Origin of the sequence: Actinomyces sp. AC-20-1 (assembly GCF_023369555.1) — a bacterium.
In the GTDB taxonomy this organism is placed as follows: domain Bacteria; phylum Actinomycetota; class Actinomycetes; order Actinomycetales; family Actinomycetaceae; genus Actinomyces.
On the sequence record NZ_JACJVC010000001.1, the window covers coordinates 39,934 to 58,437 of the forward strand.

Here is an 18,504-nt window from a genome sequence, read left to right on the forward strand (position 1 = left end):
GGACATACGCGGCCCGAGGGCCTGCCGTCGCGCTCCATCCGTCACTCACCCCGAGAGGACCACGTCCCAGAGGAACCTCTCCCCCACGACAGGGATACCGTAACTGCGGGCCTTCCTGGCCTTGCCAGAGGCCGAGTCAGGATCGGAGGCGACAACGAGGCCAACCTTCTTGGTCACACCAGGGTGGGGAACGTAACCGGCACGTCGCAGCAGCTCCTCGATCTCGGTGCGCGGACGACTCATGTCGCCAGTGAGGCAGATGCGGGTCCCAGGCTCGGGCTGGCGTCCCGCAGGACCAGCCGCTGTTCCCACCGGTCTGGCGACCGCCGCTGCAGCGGCAAGGGAGGCATCCACTGCCTGGGGCGGGAGCTCGAGCAGAAGAGCCACACGCGCCAGGTCTGCGCGCTCGTCATCGGTGACGATGCCGTCCGCCAGCGCGGCTGCGGCGAGCGAGGCGAGGTAGCAGCCGTGGATCATAGCGACGTGCTCACGGCTGATGCCTGCCTCATTCGCGGCCTTCACCAGTGCGTCCTGCTCGTGAAGGGACAGGTGACGGTCAAGAAGTGCCCGGTCAAGTAGCGCCGCGTACTCGTTGTCGCGAGCGGCGGACCCCTCGGCCATCGGGGTATCAAGGGTGGGCAGGGTCTCCACGAGACGACCGATGAATCCTCGTTCGCCACGGCCACTGGAGGTGCTACGCAGGTGGGTGCGCGCTGCCGCGGGGCGGTCCATCGGCCAACCGTTGTCATGTGCGGCAAGAATCGCGTCAGAGTAGACCGATGCCCCAGGCTCACGCTGTATGAAGTGCTCAAGGAGCCGTCCCGCAGCAGCAGCGTCGTCACCGGCCGTGTGCGCAGTGCCGATGTCGATACCGAGGGCGCCGCAGCAGGCGGCGAGACTACGTCCCGCACCCGGCAGGTACCGGCCTGCCAACCTCATCGTGCACAGGCCCGACCCGAGATACGCAGCCGGCAGCGGCTTCCCGAGACGGTGGTACTCGGCGTCGATGAAGCGGCTGTCGAAGGACAGGTTATGCGCCACGGGCACGGTCCTATCCAGACGCCAAGCAAGCTCGTCGGCGATGTCCGCGAACGTGGGCGCGCCATAGACGTCAGCACCCGTGATGCCATGCACGTGCTGGGCACCCAGGTCCCGCTCCGGGTTGAGAACGGTCTCCCACCGTGAGACCTGCCGCCCACCCTCATCCAGGCCGATCACCGCGATCTCAATGATCCTGTGGTGCGCTCCGGGATGGATCCCGGTGGTCTCCGTGTCAATCACCGAGTAGACGACGTCATCCACTGGTACTCCTCATCATGCTCAGCAAGGCCACCGCGCGGCATCGTATCCCAGTCACTCGACGCTCGGAGGCACCCAGCCCATGAGCCGTCCCATGACACGGTCCACCATGACACGCCCGCGCAAGCAGACAGCCGTAGCCCCGGGACAACAATTTAAGATCTGTTCACCGTCCGTCCGGAGCGAACCATCGCGCGATCACCTCACGACCAAGTTCACTCAATCGCTTAAGCATCCACTCCACCGATTATTCAGAGAACACCCCTTCCCGCCCCTGCAAGGCTTGTTGCAGCACTACATAAAAGCAAGTGGACAGTTCGGCGCCACAGAATTAGTTCTATTTCACCCAAGAAACAACACAACAGATTGGCAATCCAGGATTTGATGATGAGCATACATTTTCAGGCAGTGGCTCTAGGGATAGCATCTGGCACACTCCTCACATTCCTATATCGAGCAGTTCGAGACGATTGGCCGCAACTATACACATACGACAAGGCCCCCCTCGAACGGACTGTGCAGAAGACATTCTTTCGATACCTCACGTTCCGCACACTCCCACCATTACTTGCGTTTTATGCGACAGGAGTGACGGCGGAGCGGATTCAAATCGACCCCAGGATTGCAGTGGCATCGACCGCCGCATCTTTTCTTCTGCTTACTACACTCCGGGCCGCCGCATTAACATTCAGGCACTCAACCCGCCCCACAATAACTTTACTGCTCCAACTTACATCCACACTCTGGACCTCCACCGTCGCCTTCGCGGCATATTTCACTCGCGATTACGCATATGGATTAGTTCCCAGCCCCGACGCCTTCATCGAAGCGGCCTGGTCGGCAATATTCGTCGTCACTTTGATCAAGCTGGTCAGCACGGCAATGCGGTCTGACAACACTTCCGACAAGGACCTGGTAGATATCGCCAAAAAGAACATGGGGGTTGACGTGTGGGAGTACGCACGAAAATCATCAGAGCGCGCAGGCATCCCTTCGTACGTCATTCTTGCCATCATGACCACGGAGTCACTTCAGCGACCGAGATGGACGAGGCGCCTTGAGAATATCGCCGCAGCGTTGACGCCAGGCAACTACCGCTTCTCTCAAGGCGTCACCCAGGAGCTCCACAGCTCGCCATTGGGAGACATCAAGGCAATCGACATCACTTTAGATAACCTGAGGGAAATCCTAAGTGATACCGACATAAAGATCCTTCACTCAGGCAACCTTTACCTTGACGACAACGAGAAAGGACTCACAGCGCGAGACATATGCGCAAAAGTAGCAGCAACCAGGAATTGCGATGTCGGCTACGAACGGCAGTTCATTCAGTTGTGCATAGCAATTCGAGAGCGCTACGCTTCCGTGTAGCCAGTCCAACTACAGCAGTTTTCTCGTCACAGTGTCCGCCATGAGCTTCCCGCGCAGGGTGAGCACGGCGCGGGCGCGCAGGGCGGCCGCGGGCTCAAGAAGCCCCTCGGCCACCATCTGGGCCACCACCGGCACCAGCCGCCGCGGCGTGCCGTCCGCCGTCGCCGCCTCCCCCGGGCGCGCCAGGCCCGCCAGCGCGAGCCCCTCGCGCATGCGGATGCCCAGCATGACCCGCTCGAGCTCGCGGGCGGAGGCGTCCACCACCTCGTGCCCGGCCACGGGCAGGCGCCCCGCCGCCACCTGGGCGGCCCAGGGCACGGGCGCCTTGACGTCCCACATGCGCACGTCCCCGAAGTGCGAGTGCGCCCCCGGCCCGGCGCCGTACCAGTCCCAGTCGCGCCAGTAGGCCTCGTTGTGCCGGCACTCGCGGCCCGGCCTTGCCCAGTTGGAGATCTCGTACCACTCGTAGCCCGCCGCGGCCAGCGCCGCGTCCGCCATCTCGTACTTGGTGGCCTCGTCGTCGTCCTCGGGCATGGGCAGCTCGCCGCGCCGCACCTGGGCCCACATCCGCGTGCCCTCCTCGATGACCAGGGCGTAGGCGCTCACGTGGTCGGGGCCGGTCTCCAGCGCCGCGTCCAGGCTGCGGGCCCAGTCCTCCAGGGACTCCCCCGGCGTACCGTAGATGAGGTCCAGGCTCGTCGACAGCCCCGCGCGCCGCGCCCAGTCCACCACCAGCGGTACCCGCTCGGGCCTGTGCGTGCGCTCGAGCACGGCCAGCACGTGCGGCACCGCCGACTGCATCCCGAAGGACACGCGCGTGAAGCCCGCCTCGGCCAGTGCCGCCAGGTAGCGCTCGTCCACGGTCTCCGGGTTCGCCTCGGTCGTCACCTCCGCGTCCTCGGCCAGGCCCCAGGTCTCGCGCACGAGCGCCACCATCCGGGCCAGGTCCGCCGCCGGCAGCATCGTCGGCGTCCCCCCGCCGAGGAAGAGCGTGCTCGCCCGCCTGGGCTCCAGCCCCGCCCGGTCCATCGCCGCCCGGGCCAGGCGCAGCTCGCCCGCCAGCGTGCTCACGTAGTCCGACGCCGAGGCCCCGCCGCCCATGTCGAGGTTCGTGTACGTGTTGAAGTCGCAGTAGCCGCAGCGCACCCGGCAGTAGGGCACGTGCAGGTACACGGAGAAGGGCCGCGGGGCCCCGTCGGGGGCCGGGGCCAGGACCTGGTGGGGCAGGTCGCCCTGGCCGGGCAGCCGGGCGCCGTCGGGCTGCCGCGGGCTCACGCCGGCGTCCCCTCGTCGCGACCGTCCAGGGGAAGCCGGGCCCGGCCCTCCAGCCGTGCCGAGCCTCGCCGTGAAGCCGCCACCTGCCCGCACACGGTCATGACGGCCAGCGCGCCGACGACGGCGGCGAAGGGCACCGTCCACCCGCCGCTGACCTCGTGGAGCCAGCCGGCCGTCACCGGGCCGAGCGCCGCCACCGTGTAGCCCACGGACTGCATGGCCGCCGTCGTCTGCCGGTTCTCGTCCAGGTTGCTGCTGCGCTGGATGACGATGGTGAACAGGGCCGCGAAGTAGGCCCCCTGGGCGACGCCGGAGACGGCGCAGGGCACGAGCCACCACTGCGGTGCCACAACGAGGCACACGGGCAGCGTCACCCAGCAGGCGCTGAGCACCGCCAGGACCGTCGTCCCCCGCCAGCGCAGCGCCTCGAACATCACCGGCACGAGCAGCGGGCCGAGGATCCCGGTGAGGGAGAACACCGACGCCGCCACGCCCGCCCGGGTCTCGCTCATGCCGGCCAGGTCCGTCAAGGCGGTGGGCAGCCAGGCGGTCACCACGTTGTAGGACAGGACGTGCCCGGTCAGGGCCAGGGCCATGACCCAGGTCAGTGGACGACACAGCACCGGCACGCGCACGGCCGCCGCGGTGGAGGCCGGCCGCTCCCTCACCCAGCCGGCCATGCCCGAGCGCCGCCTCAGGCTCTCCCGGGGCCCGCGCGCGCCCGGCGGGTACACCCACAGCCACAGGGCCAGGGCCGCCGCCACGGGCACGACGGTCCACACGAGGGAGGAGCCCCGCCACCCGGCGACCGCCGCCGCGGGGACCGCCAGAGCCGTGACGGCGGTGACCATGACGTTGCAGGTCGCCGAGTACAGGCCCGTCATGAGGCTCGTGCGGTGCCAGAAGTCGCGGCCGATGACCATGGGGGCGACGAGGTTGCCGATGGTGATGGCGGCACCGATGAGGACCGTGCCGGCGAAGGCTCCCGGCACCCCGCCGACGACGCGCACGAGGGCACCGACGATGATGGTGGCGAGCATGAGCGCGCCGGCCGTGTTGACGCCGGTGCGCGCGATGAGCCGGGAGGCGAGCGGGGTCACGAGCCCGAAGCACAGAACGGGCACGCTCGTCAGCGCCCCCTGGGCGACCTGCCCCATGCCGAGGTCGGTGCCGAGCTGGGTGAGCAGGGGCGGGATGACGCTCACGGGCGAGCGGACCACCGCACACAGCCCGAGGAACCCCAGGACGACGACAGCGAGCCACGCCCGTCGCGGCAGGCGCCGGGTGCTCATGCCCGCACGTCCCCGCCTGCCGCGGGCCTCCAGGCGGCCGGGGCCCGGGCGGCGGAGCGGTGCTCGATCTGCTCGAGCACCGGCTGGCGGCGGCGCGGCACCCAGGCCTCCTCGGTGCGCACGGCGGTCAGGTCGCGGATCGTGCGCCCGGCGTCGGTGCCGCGCTGCTCGAAACGGGTGAGGACCCGCCCGGCGAAGCGCTCGGACCAGCCGCCCAGGACGCCCGACGGCGAGCCGGGGTCCGGCCCGTTGCCCAGCGAGCCCGGCTCAGCGCTGTCGGCGCCGAGGTCGGCCCGGGCCCCGGCGTCGTCGTACCTGAGGTAGGGGCGGGTATGGTCGGCCTCCAGCCCCTCGGGCAGGGCGCAGGCGGCCTCGAGGACGTCGCGCATCTGCCAGGCGTAGTCCGCCCAGTCGGTGGCCAGGCGCCACACGCCGCCCGGGCGCAGCACGCGTGCCACCGAGTCCGCGAAGGCCTCGTTGACGAGGCGGCGCTTGCGGTGGCGGGGCTTGCGCCACGGGTCGGGGAAGAAGACCCACACCTCGCTCACGCTGGCCACGGGCAGCGCGGTGGCCAGCAGCTGGGAGGCGTCGGCGGGCACGACCCGCAGGTTGCGCACCCCGGCGCGGGCGGCGTCGCGCACGATCTTGGCGATGGAGGTCTCCCACACCTCGACGGCCAGGTAGTCCGTGCCCGGGTTGGCCTGGGCGGCGGCGAGGATGGCCTCCCCGCCACCGGAGCCGACCTCGACGACGAGGGGGCGCGCCTGGCCGGGATGGCCGAAGGCCGAGGGCGGGTCGATGCGGAAGCCCGCGTCGACGGTGCGGATGGCGTCGGCCCGCGGCACCTCGATGACGTACTCGCCGCCGTGCTCGGCCAGCGCCTGCCTCTGCGCCTGAGTCAGGCGCCCTCCGGCGCGCGAGTAGGAGCGCACGCGCGAGTGGATCGCGTGCGACCTGCCGGGGTGGACCTGGACCATCGTGCCTCCTGTCAGCCGACCTGCTCGACGGCGGCGTCCATGACGTACAGGGCCTTGTCCCGGCCACCGTGGTGAGCGCGGTCCGCCTGCTCGTCCCCGGCCAGGCCCAGGGCGCCCACGCGCACCGGCCCCTCCACGGGTGCCTTGCAGATGGCCGACCGGCCCGCCTCGCCCGCGTCCGGGCGCACGGCGCGCAGCACGCACACGGCCCCGACCGCACCCACGAGGTCCCCCGCGACAAGAGGCGAGGGCTCGTCACGGTGGCGGCCGTCGGCGCCCGCGTGGGGCTCACCCAGCCGGCGCGCCAGCGCCACCGTCAGGCGCAGGCCGGCGCCGTCGTCGGTCATGGCGGCCTGCAGCGTCCCGGAGGTGACCCGGACGCCGTCGGTCCTGTGCCCGTGGGTGCTGCTCACTGACCTGCCTGCCCTGCGTGTCTCTTACTTGTCCTTGCCGGTGGGGGTGTCCGCCCCGAGGGCTGCGATGAAGGCCTCCTGGGGGACCTCCACGCGGCCGATGGCCTTCATGCGCTTCTTGCCCTCCTTCTGCTTCTCCAACAGCTTGCGCTTGCGGGAGATGTCACCGCCGTAGCACTTGGCGAGCATGTCCTTGCGCAGGGCGCGGATCGTCTCGCGCGAGATGATGCGCGAGCCCACGGCGGCCTGCACCGGCACCTCGAACTGCTGGCGCGGGATGAGCTCCTTGAGACGCTTGGTCATCATGAGGCCGTAGGAGTAGGCGGCGTCCTTGTGGACGATGGCGCTGAAGGCATCCACCTTGTCCCCGTTGAGCAGGATGTCCACCTTGACCAGGTCCGCGCTCTGCTCGCCGTCCATGTCGTAGTCGAGCGAGGCGTAGCCGCGGGTGCGGGACTTGAGCGCGTCAAAGAAGTCGAAGACGATCTCCGCCAGCGGCAGCGTGTAGTGCATCTCCACGCGCTCCTCGGACAGGTAGTCCATGCCCTTCATCGTGCCTCGGCGCGACTGGCACAGCTCCATCACCGTGCCCACGAACTCGCTGGGGGTCAGGATCGTGGCGGACACGACCGGCTCGCGCACGTCCGCCACCTTGCCCTCGGGGAACTCCGAGGGGTTGGTGACCGTGTGGGTGCTGCGGTCCTCCATCGTCACCTGGTACACCACCGAGGGGGCGGTGGAGATGATGTCGAGGTTGAACTCGCGCTCCAGGCGCTCGCGGATGATCTCCAGGTGCAGCAGGCCGAGGTAGCCGCAGCGGAAGCCGAAGCCCAGCGCCACGGAGGTCTCGGGCTCGTAGGTCAGGGCGGCGTCGTTGAGCTTGAGCTTGTCCAGGGCGTCGCGCAGGTTCGGGAAGTCCGAGCCGTCCACGGGGAACAGGCCGGAGAAGACCATGGGCTTGGGGTCCTGGTAGCCGTCCAGGGGCTCGGTGGCGGGGTCCTGGGCCGTGGTGACGGTGTCACCGACCTTCGACTGGCGCACGTCCTTGACGCCCGTGATGAGGTAGCCGACCTCACCGGCGCCCAGGCCCTTCGAGGGCTGCGGCTCGGGGCTGATGACACCGATCTCGAGCAGGTCGTGGACGGCCCCGGTGGAGAGCATCTCGATGCGCTCACGCGGCCTGAGGGCCCCGTCGACGACGCGCACGTAGGTGACGACACCGCGGTAGGTGTCGTACACGGAGTCGAAGATCATGGCGCGGGCCGGGCCCGTCGGGTCCCCCACGGGCGCGGGGACGGCCTCGACGATGCGGTCCAAGAGCTCGGGCACGCCGTCGCCGGTCTTGCCGGAGACCTGCATGACCTCCTCGACCTCGCACCCGATGATGGAAGCGATCTCGCGCGCGTGCTTCTCGGGCTCCGCGGCGGGCAGGTCGATCTTGTTGAGGACCGGGATGATGGTGAGGTCTCCCTCGATGGCCATGTAGAGGTTGGCGAGCGTCTGGGCCTGGACGCCCTGGGCGGCGTCGACGAGCAGGACGGCGCCCTCGCAGGCGGCCAGCGAGCGGTTGACCTCGTAGGAGAAGTCGACGTGGCCCGGGGTGTCGATCATGTTGAGCGCGTAGGTGCGCGCCTGGGCGCCGGTGCCGGTGGTCCAGGGCATGCGCACGGCCTGGGACTTGATGGTGATGCCGCGCTCGCGCTCGATGTCCATGCGGTCGAGGTACTGGGCGCGCATGTCCCGGGGCTGGACGACGCCGGTGGCCTGCAGCATGCGGTCCGCGAGGGTCGACTTGCCGTGGTCGATGTGCGCGATGATCGAGAAGTTCCGCAGCAGCTCGGGCGCGGTGACCGCAGGGGTGACGGTGGCGGCCTGCTCGGGCGTGGGGATCGGTGACACGTGAGCTCTTCCGGGTCAGGGGGAGACGACTAAGTCCCAGTCTCCCACGCCGTGCGTGCGCCACCAGAACCGCAGCCTGTGAGACGGACCCCTTCACGTCCGAGAGGCCACGGACGCCCCCGACCTGCGCGATAATTTAGTGTGCACGTGAGAGGAGGTGAGCGGTGTGACTAGTCTGCTGGTCGGAGTCGTCGAGGACGACGCCAGGCACGCGCGCGTCCTCACCGACTACCTCCGGCGCTTCGGGGCGGAGCGGGACCTGGAGATCACCACCCGGCTCTTCCCCGCCGGGGACCACCTGCTGCGCGGCTACCGCCCCGAGTACGACATCCTCCTGCTCGACATCCAGATGGAGGGCACGGACGGCCTGGACACGGCCCGCAGGATCCGGCGCTCGGACCCGAGCGTCATCATCATCTTCATCACCTCGGCCCCGCAGTACGCCATCAACGGCTACGAGGTCTCCGCCCTGGGATACCTTCTCAAACCGGTCCCCTACTCCTCCTTCTCCCAGGAGATGTCCCGGGCGCTGGAGGCCCTGGGCCGGCGCGAGCACCGCAGCCTCACCGTGCGTGACGGCTCGGGCGTGCGCCGTGTGCCCATGGCGGACATCGTCTACCTGGAGTCCGTCGGTCACCGCCTCGACATCCACCTGACCTCCCGGGTGATCTCCCTGACCGGCACCCTCAAGGAGATGGAGCCCTTGCTGACCGGCCACGGCTTCTACCGCTCGAACTCCTGCTACATCGTCAACCTCGCCCACGTCATGCGGGTGAGGGACCAGGACGCCGTCATGAGCACCGGGCAGAGCCTGCGCGTCTCGCGGCCCCGCAAGAAGGGCTTCATGGAGGCCCTCACCGAGCACCTCGCCGGGGCCCAGGCGTGAGCGGAGAGCTTCTGCCGGACATCCCTCGGTTGTGGACGGCCGTGGCGGAGTGGGGCGCGTGCCTCGTGTACGTCCTGGCCGCCTGGCGCTCCACGGACTCCGTCCGGCAGGCCGTCGTCGTCCTGACGGCTGCCCTGCCGGCCATTGCCCTCTACCAGCTCCTGGCCGGCGCACTGCCCATGTGGGCATGGCTTCCCGCCATGGTGGGGGCGGTCGTCCTCATGTGGCTCGTCCTCAACCTTGCCCTGGACGGCTCGGTGCGCCGCTCGACCTACCTCGTGGTGCGCGCCTTCGTCGTAGCCGAGCTCGTCGCCTCCCTGCAGTGGCAGGTGAGCCTGTCCCTGGTGACGGCCACGCCCTCGACCACCTCCGCCATCATCTGCCTGGTCGCCGTCGACGTGGCCCTCCTGGGCCTGGTCCTGGCGGTCGAGCGACGCCAGAAGCACTCGGACCTGTCCCCCACCGCCGGGGACATCGCCGTGTCCGCGGCGATCGCCGCCATCACCTTCGCACTGTCGAACCTGTCCTTCGTGTCGACGACGACGCCCTTCTCCGCCCGGTTGAGCCGGGAGATCTTCTACATCCGCACCCTCGTGAACCTGTGCGGATACGCCGTGCTGTACGCGCAGCGGGAGACGTCCCGCCAGGTGAGAACGGCCCAGGAGCTGGCCGCCTCACGGTCGCTGCTGCGCTCGCAGTACAACCAGTACCTGGCCTCCAAGAGGGCGATGGACGTTGTCGACCGCAAGTACCACGACCTGCGCAACCTGGTGACGGCGATCCGGGGCGAGGCCGATCCCCGGGTGCGCCGTGACCAGCTCGACGAGCTCGAGGCCAGCGTGCGCCCCTACGCGGCCTTCACCCGCTCCGGCAGCCCGGTGCTCGACGTCATCCTCACCGACAAAGGGCAGGTGTGCGCCGAGCAGGGGATCACGCTGCGGACGATGGCCGACGGCGCGGCGCTGGGATTCCTCACACCCATGGACATGGCGGCGATCCTGGGCAACGGGTTGGACAACGCAGTCGAGGCCACGGCGAAGGTGACTGCCCCCGAGGACCGGGTCATCCGCCTCGACATCCGCGTGCGCCGGGCCTTCGTGGTCATCGAGATCGAGAACCCCGTGGTCAGCGCTCCCGTGCGCTCGCACGCGAGCGGGCTGTTCACCACGACCAAGAGCGACGCGTCCCAGCACGGCTTCGGCCTGGCGTCCATCCAGCAGACCGTTGCCCGGTACGAGGGCCAGATGAGCGCCGGCACGACCACCCACGGCACCTTCCTCCTCCGCGTGCTCCTGCCCGTGCCGGAGGACATCCGTCCGGCATAGACCGGCCTCGTGCCACGGCGCACCGAGGTGCGAGCGCACCGGTGCCGGGCCGCGGCGGCCTCGCTGGCCTCGGGCCGGACCTCAGTTGAGGTTGAGGACACGCCGGGCCACCTGGTAGCCGAGGACCGGCACCCGCCTGCCGAGCCTGCCGGGCAGGTTCATCGAGCGCCCGAGCACGGTGCGCATGAGGCGGGCGTGGACATCAGGACGCCGCTGGGCGAGCCGGGCCCACAGGGCGTCCTTGATGGCGAGGTTCTGCTCCGTGCCCGAGCGCAGCGCCATGGTGGAGATGACGACGCAGCTGATGAGGTAGTAGTGCAGGAGGTAGCCGTACAGGGAGGAGCAGACCTCCCCCTCGGCCGGCAGGGCCTGGAGCATGAGGGCGTTGACGCGGTCGTGCTGGTCCAGGCGCCGGACGATGACCTCGTCGGCGACGGACTGGCCCTCGCGGCCGATGGTGTACAGGTACAGGTCGAGGTCGAGGTAGGTCAGGGTCCTGACGGCGGCCAGCGGCTCGAAGGCGAAGATGTTGTCGACGTAGAAGCAGTGCTCGGGCAGGACGGTGCCCGAGGCGCGCAGCACCTCGGTGCGGTAGAGCAGCGCGTGCATCATGAGGTACTGGTCGGCGCGGAAGCGGCGCACGTCGTCCCAGGTGCCGAGCCTGCCCTCGGGGATGAGCCGGTGAAAGCGCACGGCGTGGCTCGAGCGCTGCACCGTCGGCAGGTGGGCCCGGGCCAGCCGCGAGCGGCGCCCCATCGTCCGCCACGCCTCGGACCCCTCGCGCACGTACACGAAGTTGGTGACGACCAGGTCCGGGGCGGTGCCGTCGATGTCCCACTGGCGCAGACGGGCCAGCAGGGCGCGCAGGGCGAGCGGGTCCAGGGCGTCGTCGGCGTCGCAGACCTTGAGCCAGGTGCCGGTGGCGCGGGCGACGCCGGTGTTGACGGCGCCACCGTGGCCCTTGTTCTCCTGGTGCACGACGACGACGCCAGGGGCACGCACGGCCAGCTCCTTCGCCACGGCGAGGGTGGAGTCCGTGGAGCCGTCGTCGACGATGATGACCTCGACCTCGCCGCCGTCGACGACGATGCTGTCGACGCAGCGCTCGAGCCACGCCTCGGCGTTGTAGGAGGGCACGATGATGCTCAGGAGCGGCTTCACAGAAGGGAGTCCTCTCGGGGGAACGCGGACGGGCCGAGCCTAGCAAGGCCCGGCCCGCCGTCACTGGAATGCGCCAGCACGACAGCGGTCCGCTCTCCCCGTCCCTCAGCGAGCGGTGGCCGTGGCCCCGGCGGCGGTGCCCTGACCGGCCTGGGTGCCCGTCTGGGGCTCCTGCTTGAAGATGAGCTTGAAGATGGGGAAGAAGACCCAGAAGGAGACGGCGGCGTTGATGATCATGGTGACGATGTCCGCCACGGTCTCGCCGGTGCCCGCGCCGAGGGTGTGGATGCTCCAGGAGTAGATGGGGGCCTTGTAGAGCACCTGCAGGGCGGCGGCGACGACTGTGATGACGACGTAGGCGAGCGCGTACCAGAAGGCTGCCCTCCAGATCGAGGAGTTGGACTTGAAGGTGATGGAGCGCTGGGCGAAGAAGTTGATGACCTGGGCGATGAGCAGGGTGGTCTCCACGGCCAGGAAGTAGGCCAGGCCTCCTCCGGTGCCGTCAGCGAGGATCGGGCCGGCTGCGTAGTCGAAGAGGTACACGGTCTGTCCACCGCTGGAGCCAACCGGCAGGAGCTGGAAGGCGGTGCCCTCCAGGGTGGTGAGACCGAAGAGCCAGCGGAAGACGGGCATGAGGACGAGCTGGAGCACGGTGATGCCGTTGGACAGGATGAAGAAGACGATGAACTGGGTTCCGGTCTCGTGCTTCTTCTCGAGGTTCTTCCACCAGGTGGTGATGGCGTTCATCCTTCGTCTGCTTTCTCAAGGGGTGGGTGGCGCAGGGGCGTGCGGCTCAGCGGTGGGGGTTGTCGAGCAGGCGCTGGACGGCCTTGTCGGCACGGCGCTTGCGCAGCCATGCGGTGGCAGTGGTGCGCAGGCCTGTGAAGGTGCGGCCGTTGACGAGGTCGACCAGTCCGGTGACCATCTCGTCGGAGACCGCCCCGCGGGTCATCTTGCTCGTGGCTCTCAGGGGCATGTTGAGCATGAACAGGATGTTGAGGTCGGGCTGGCCGGTGGCGTCGGCCCGGGCCTTGCGGCGCTGGAGGGCCTTGACCGTGCCCCGGGCCAGGCGTGAGCGGGCCTGGGCCATGTCGGAGACCGGGTCGTTGGCCCCGATGCCACCGGTGCTGTGGGGGCGGGGCACGGGCCGGCCCAGCAGGGCGGCGAAGGCCGCGTCGTCGACGGCGTCGACCTGTCCTGTCAGGTAGGCGCCCAGTGCGCGGTCCACGTCCTGGGGGCTGTCGCCCTGGACGCTCAGGGTCGTGCTCAGGGGCAGGTCCTCGGCGTGGGGGCCCACCTGGATCGTCCAGCTGCCCGCGGTGACCTGCCAGGCGCCGGTGGCGGTGTTGTAGTGGCGGAAGGTGTAGCTGTCGAAGGGGATGGTGACGGTGGTGTGCTGTCCCGCACCGACGCGGACCTTGGCGAAGCCCTTGAGCTCGCGCGCCGGCCCCCAGCACCCCTCGGGGGGGCTGACGTAGAGCTGGACGACCTCGGTGCCGTCGACATCGGAGGTGTTCGTGACCCTCACGCTGGCCCCGGCGCTGTCCACGCTCAGGTCGGAGTAGACGAAGGTCGAGTAGGACAGGCCGAAGCCGAAGGGGTGGGCCACCGGCGTGCTGGTGGTGGTGAAGTAGCGGTAGCCGACGTAGGGGCCCTCCCGGTAGAGGGCGAGCTCGCCGGTGGCGGGGAACCAGGCTGAGACCGGGTGGTCCTCGAGGACCAGCGGGTAGGTCTCGGCCAGACGGCCCGAGGGGTTGACCTGGCCGGTGAGGACCCTCAGGGCCGCCGAGGCGCCGGCCTGCCCGGACAGGTAGGTGTGGAGCACGGCCTGGGCATGGGTCTCCCACTGGGTCTCGACCACCGATCCGGCAGACAGGACGACCACGACCCTGGGGTTGGCGGCGGACACCGCCTCGAGCATGCGGGTCTGCACCGCCGGCAGGCGCAGGTGGGAGCGGTCCAGCCCCTCGGACTCGCTGAGCTCGTCCAGCCCGATCCAGGCCAGCACGACGTCGGCCTGGCAGGCCAGGGCCACGGCCTCGTCCAGCAGGGCGGTGTCGGGCTTGCCCAGGCGGTCGTAGCCCTGGGCGTAGCCGACCACCTCGAGGTCGGAGCCGGCCACGACGTCCAGGAAGGTCTCCAGGCGGGTGGGGTTGACCTGGGACGAGCCCGAGCCCTGGTAGCGCGGGGTGGCGGCCATGTCCCCCACGACGGCCACACGGGAGCCTGGGGCCAGCGGCAGCACGGCCCCCTCGTTCTTGAGCAGGACCATGGACTCCTCGGCCACACGCCGGGCCAGCGCATGGTGAGTCTCACGCACGGCACCGGGCACAGCCGCGCCGCCGGCGTGCACGGAGGGGGACGAGACGGCGGCCTCGCTCATGGCGACCACCTCCGTGGCCCGGGCGTAGACCGCCTCACGGCTCAGCCGCCCGTCCTTGACGGCCCGGACGATGGCGCGCGCACCGTGCAGCCCAGGTGCGGGCATCTCAAGCGACGACCCGGCCTCGGCGGCGGCCACCGCGTCGTTGGAGCCACCCCAGTCAGACACGACGAGCCCGTCGTAGCCCCACTCCTGGCGCAGGACCTGGGTCAGCAGGTGGCGGTTCTCGTTGGCGTAGACACCGTTGACGCGGTTGTAGGAGGTCATGAGGGCCCGTGGGCCCGCCTCGCGCACGACGATCTCGAAGGCGGTGAGGTAGACCTCGCGCATCGTGCGCTCATCCACCACCGAGTCCGAGGCCATGCGCCGCAGCTCCTGGGAGTTGACGGCGAAGTGCTTGGGGGTGGCCGCCACGCCCTGGGACTGGATGCCGCGCACGAGCCCCGCCGCCATGCGCCCCGCCAGCACCGGGTCCTCCGAGAAGTACTCGAAGCTGCGCCCGCACAACGGCGAGCGCTTGATGTTCAGCCCCGGTCCCAGCAGCACGTCCACGCCCAGCGCGCGGGCCTCCGCCCCCAGGGCGGCTCCCATGGCCTCGGCCAGCTCCGGGTCCCATGAGGAGGCCAGCGCCGCCGCCGTCGGGAAGCACGTGGCCGGTTCCGAGGCCGCGATACCCAGGTGGTCACCACTGCCCAGCTGACGGCGCACCCCGTGAGGCCCGTCTGACATGACAAAGGATCTGATGCCCCGGGCGGGAAGAGCCCGGGAGTCCCACTCGCTCGCGCCCGACAGCAGGGCGGCAGCCTCCAACAGGCTGAGGTCTGAGGCGTTGACAGTCACGGTGCTGCTCCTTCCTGGACGACGTCGTCCAGCTGCTGACAGAAGGTATGAGGTGGTGCCCGGGTGGGGCGGGACGTCACAGGGGGCGCCCCACCCCACCCGGGACGGGTCTGGCTCGTTACTCCTGGCCTGAGTCGGCCCGCTCGCTCCCGGCGGTGTCCTTGCCGGATGTGGTGAGCACCGCTGCCCGGGCGGCCTTCTTGCGGCGCCAGCGCAGGACGACGAGGGTCATGATGCCCACGCACAGCACACCCACGACGAGGTCGACGATGATGAGCCTCACCGTCAACGGCTCCGGGCCGCCGCCGTCGGTCTCGACCGTGAAGTTCCCGGAGTTGGCGACCGTGAACAGGATGTTGTGCGAGGCGGTGCGCAGGGCGGAGACCACCGTCGCGGAGTCCTGGTTCTCAACCGTGGACCGGGCCTGTGAGCCCATGCCGAGCATGAGGTCGTTGCCGTTGAGGACCGAGTCCGTGGTCTGCTGGTAACCGTAGGAGCCGTACCAGTCAGTCAGGACCATTCCCTGGAAGCCCCACTCCTCACGCAGCACACCGTTGAGCAGGTTCGGGTCCGCCCCGGTGTACCGGGTCCCGATGTAGTTGAAGGCAGACATGACGGCCTGGGGCGCTCCTTCGTCATATCCCTTGACAACAACCTCGAAGGGCTTGAGGTAGATCTCGCGGATCGTCTGCTCGTTCGCGTAGGTCTGTAGCAGCGAGCAGCGGTTGATCTCCTGGTCGTTCATCGCGAAGTGCTTGATGTAGGAGTACACGCCGTGGCTCGCTGCCCCGTTCACCGTCGCCACAGCGAGGTGACCGGCGAGCACACCGTCCTCGGAGTAGTACTCGAAGTTGCGTCCGCCGAAGGCGGTGCGGTGCATGTTCATCGCCGGCCCGTACCAGCCGTAGATGTGGACATCCTGGTACTCCTGGCCGATGCCGGAGCCGACCTCGCCGGCCAGCTCGGTGCTCCAGGTCTGGGCGACGAGGACCTCCGCCGGGTAGGGGGTGCCCATGACACCGATGACCCAGTCGTTGAGCCCGGCAGGGCCGTCAGAGTCCAGCATGAGGCGCTTGTCAATGGAGTCGACAGCCACAGTCTGGAAACCGCCGACCGCGACGAGCTCGGCCATCTCCTCGACAGTAAGCTGGTCCAGCAGGAGCCGCCACTGCTCGTCGTCGTAGTCCAGCCCCGTCATGTCGCGCAGTGCCAGCCCGTTGTCGGCACCAGTGGTGGGCATGACGGCGTTGGGGTCCTCGTGGGCCGTGGGGTCGTAGTGGGCGACCGAGTACTCGTCGATCGCGGCACGCACCTGGTCACTCATGATCAGGTCCTCGGCACTGGGCGGCGCCGTCGCCTCGGCATAGTTGGCGAACTGGTCAGCGCGCGAGAGGTAGGTGACGTCACCGGCCGAGTAGTCCTCGAAACGGTTCGTGGCGGCGGCACCGTCGGAGTCCCGGCCGGACTGGGAGTAGTCGATGTCCGCCTCGACGGTGAAGGACTCGGAGTCCAAGACCTCGTGGGAGCTGGCCCGCGCCGAGATGACGTACTCCCCGGCCTCCAGGACGTAGCCGCCGTCGTCGGTCTTGATGCCGGAGGAGTCGTAGGAGGCCAGGTCCTCCTTGGGGATGGTCAGCTGAACCTCCTGGGAGGCGCCGGGCTCAAGAAGCCGGGTCTTGGCGAAGGCCGCCAGGTTGACCGAGGCCTTCTCAATACCACCGTTGGTGTAGGGCGGGGTCGAGTAGATCTCGACGGCGTCCTTGCCCGCCACGCTACCGGTGTTCGTCACGGTGACGCTCAGGGTCACATCCTCACCCGAGGCGTCGAAGGAGGTGATCTCGTGAGAGAACTCGGTGTAGGACAGGCCGTGGCCGAAGGGGTAGCGGACCTCGGCGTCATAGTCGAACCCCGGGACGGCGTCGTCGTAGGCGGTCTCGTAGTACCGGTAGCCCACGTAGATGCCCTCGTTGTAGCTCACACGGCCGAAGACGCCCTGGAAGGCGGGGTCGGCAGCCAGGTACTCCTCAGCCATGTCCTCGACATTGGTGTACTGGAAACCACCGTAGTTGTTGTAGGCGGGGGTGGCTGTCAGGTCGGTCACGAAGGTGTCCGCCGTGTGCCCGGAAGGGTTGACCTGGCCGTTGAGGATACGGCCGAGAGCGCCCATCCCGTTGACGCCGGTGCCCGGCGCCAGCAGGACGGACTTGATAGACGGGTAGTCATCGAGCCAGCCGAGCTCCATGGTGTTGTTGGAGTTGACAAGGACGACGACGTTGTCGAAGTGGGAGTCAACCACCGCGAGCATGTCCTTCTCGGTCTGGGACAGCTCCAGGTAGTGCTGGCCCTCGGTGAAGTCGTCGTAGTCGCCGTTGTTGGTGTACGCGGCGTCGTAGTAGGTGAATCGCTCGTTGCCGTTGGCCAGGGTGTCGGCCATCGTGGCGTACTCGCCGTCAATGACGGCTTTCATGTCGGTGGGCAGGTCCTGACCCTCTCCGCCGGAGCGGGAGATGACCACGAGCGCGACGTCGGAGAAGGCCTGCGCCTCAGCCATGACCTGCTCGGTGTAGGCCTCGGCGGTCGGCTCCGGCAGGGTCCAGTCCGTGAAGCCGATGGAGATAGTCTCCTTCGTAGCACGCGAGTCGCGGTAGTCGCGGTAGATCTGCTCAAGCGTGTGGTTGGTCTGGTAGCCGGCCTCCCGCAGAGACTCATAGACGCCCGTGGCGTTGCTCATGTCCGCGGCGCCCGAGCCGGTGCCTCCATAGATCGGCGCGGTGGAAGCCCAACCGAAGACATTGACGTTGGTGACCTCCGGACCCAGCGGTAGCAGGGCGTCATCGTTCTCGGCCAGGACGAAGCCCTCGTCACCGATCCGGGAGATGATCTCGTGGGAGGCGGCGATGGACTGCTCTGAGACGCTGACCTTGCTGCGCATGAGGATGGAGACGATGGAGTTCAGAGGTCCCAGGAGTGCGAGGTTCGCGACCAGAAGCATACCGAGGACGGCGGCCAGGCCGGAGCCCCACCTCCACACATGCCGGTCACCCTTGCGGGCGGCCCAGTGGGCGGCGATGGCGGCGACGACGGCCACCAGGATGATCGCCAGGATCGCGTAGATGTGCCCGGCGCAGTTGTGCACGTAGGTCTCTACGTCCGCCGAGGAGACCCCCATGGAGCCCAGAACCGGCGTCAGGGTATTGATAATCAACTGTAGCACGTGTGTTCTCCTCATTGAGCGCAGCTGGATGGGAACAGCCAGCGGTTGCTGCAGACAGGGCTGGGGGCTCGGCGTCGCTCCCAGGCGCTCGTCGGGCGAGGGGCGGCAGAGCCCACAACTGTCTCGCAGGTCTCGACGCGTTCCACCGACGAGCAACGTCATCTCACCG

General features: G+C 68.8%; 12 protein-coding genes and 1 pseudogene. 3 read left to right on the top strand and 10 right to left on the bottom strand.

Annotated elements, in window-relative coordinates:
• Positions 1-45 precede the first annotated feature (45 nt).
• Complete coding sequence (locus H6X67_RS11930) at positions 46-1,302, bottom strand: exonuclease domain-containing protein (RefSeq protein WP_249367152.1); 1,257 nt, start codon at positions 1,300-1,302, stop codon at positions 46-48.
• A 384-nt stretch (positions 1,303-1,686) separates the two neighbouring features.
• Between H6X67_RS11930 and H6X67_RS00205 the strand changes: the two genes are divergently transcribed.
• The gene (locus tag H6X67_RS00205) at positions 1,687-2,670 is read left to right on the top strand and encodes a hypothetical protein (RefSeq protein WP_249375239.1); all 984 of its coding nucleotides are present in this window, start codon (positions 1,687-1,689) and stop codon (positions 2,668-2,670) included.
• Positions 2,671-2,679: 9 nt separating this feature from the next.
• On the opposite strand, the gene hemW is transcribed toward H6X67_RS00205, so the two are convergent.
• The 5 genes and pseudogenes from hemW to lepA all read right to left on the bottom strand — a co-directional run bounded on the left by hemW (position 2,680) and on the right by lepA (position 8,526).
• Positions 2,680-3,945: a radical SAM family heme chaperone HemW gene (hemW, locus tag H6X67_RS00210; RefSeq protein WP_249367150.1), complete on the bottom strand. Its 1,266-nt coding sequence runs from the start codon at positions 3,943-3,945 to the stop codon at positions 2,680-2,682.
• Positions 3,942-5,237: an MFS transporter gene (locus tag H6X67_RS00215; protein WP_249367149.1), complete on the bottom strand. Its 1,296-nt coding sequence runs from the start codon at positions 5,235-5,237 to the stop codon at positions 3,942-3,944. Before H6X67_RS00215 ends, hemW begins: the two co-directional genes overlap by 4 nt.
• Positions 5,234-6,214 (bottom strand): tRNA (guanosine(46)-N7)-methyltransferase TrmB, encoded by a 981-nt coding sequence (gene trmB, locus H6X67_RS00220; RefSeq protein ID WP_249367148.1) that lies wholly within the window; start codon positions 6,212-6,214, stop codon positions 5,234-5,236. Before trmB ends, H6X67_RS00215 begins: the two co-directional genes overlap by 4 nt.
• A gap of 20 nt (positions 6,215-6,234) precedes the next feature.
• A pseudogene (locus tag H6X67_RS00225) lies at positions 6,235-6,561 on the bottom strand (MOSC domain-containing protein); the annotation flags it as partial.
• Between the two features lie 90 nt (positions 6,562-6,651).
• Positions 6,652-8,526 (bottom strand): translation elongation factor 4, encoded by a 1,875-nt coding sequence (lepA, locus tag H6X67_RS00230; RefSeq protein ID WP_311765823.1) that lies wholly within the window; start codon positions 8,524-8,526, stop codon positions 6,652-6,654.
• A 166-nt stretch (positions 8,527-8,692) separates the two neighbouring features.
• Between lepA and H6X67_RS00235 the strand changes: the two genes are divergently transcribed.
• Positions 8,693-9,412 (top strand): LytR/AlgR family response regulator transcription factor, encoded by a 720-nt coding sequence (locus H6X67_RS00235; protein WP_249367147.1) that lies wholly within the window; start codon positions 8,693-8,695, stop codon positions 9,410-9,412.
• Positions 9,409-10,737 (top strand): ATP-binding protein, encoded by a 1,329-nt coding sequence (locus H6X67_RS11935; protein ID WP_249367146.1) that lies wholly within the window; start codon positions 9,409-9,411, stop codon positions 10,735-10,737. Before H6X67_RS00235 ends, H6X67_RS11935 begins: the two co-directional genes overlap by 4 nt.
• Before the next feature lie 81 nt (positions 10,738-10,818).
• Here the strand turns inward: H6X67_RS11935 and H6X67_RS00245 are convergent, their stop codons facing one another.
• The 4 genes from H6X67_RS00245 to H6X67_RS00260 all read right to left on the bottom strand — a co-directional run bounded on the left by H6X67_RS00245 (position 10,819) and on the right by H6X67_RS00260 (position 18,335).
• On the bottom strand, positions 10,819-11,898 hold the full coding sequence (locus H6X67_RS00245; protein ID WP_249367145.1) for a glycosyltransferase family 2 protein: 1,080 nt from the start codon (positions 11,896-11,898) through the stop codon (positions 10,819-10,821).
• A gap of 105 nt (positions 11,899-12,003) precedes the next feature.
• The gene (locus H6X67_RS00250; RefSeq protein WP_249367144.1) at positions 12,004-12,645 is read right to left on the bottom strand and encodes a hypothetical protein; all 642 of its coding nucleotides are present in this window, start codon (positions 12,643-12,645) and stop codon (positions 12,004-12,006) included.
• A gap of 46 nt (positions 12,646-12,691) precedes the next feature.
• On the bottom strand, positions 12,692-15,121 hold the full coding sequence (locus H6X67_RS00255) for a beta-glucosidase (protein WP_249367143.1): 2,430 nt from the start codon (positions 15,119-15,121) through the stop codon (positions 12,692-12,694).
• 118 nt (positions 15,122-15,239) lie between these two features.
• Complete coding sequence (locus H6X67_RS00260) at positions 15,240-18,335, bottom strand: glycoside hydrolase family 3 N-terminal domain-containing protein (protein WP_249367142.1); 3,096 nt, start codon at positions 18,333-18,335, stop codon at positions 15,240-15,242.
• Between the last annotated feature and the right edge of the window lie 169 nt (positions 18,336-18,504).

Coding starts and splice junctions, on each gene's coding strand:
- H6X67_RS00205 (WP_249375239.1), top strand. CDS start 1,687: ATGAGCATACATTTTCAGGCAGTGGCTCTAGGGATAGCATCTGGCACA.
- H6X67_RS00215 (WP_249367149.1), bottom strand. CDS start 5,237: ATGAGCACCCGGCGCCTGCCGCGACGGGCGTGGCTCGCTGTCGTCGTC.
- H6X67_RS00250 (WP_249367144.1), bottom strand. CDS start 12,645: ATGAACGCCATCACCACCTGGTGGAAGAACCTCGAGAAGAAGCACGAG.
- trmB (WP_249367148.1), bottom strand. CDS start 6,214: ATGGTCCAGGTCCACCCCGGCAGGTCGCACGCGATCCACTCGCGCGTG.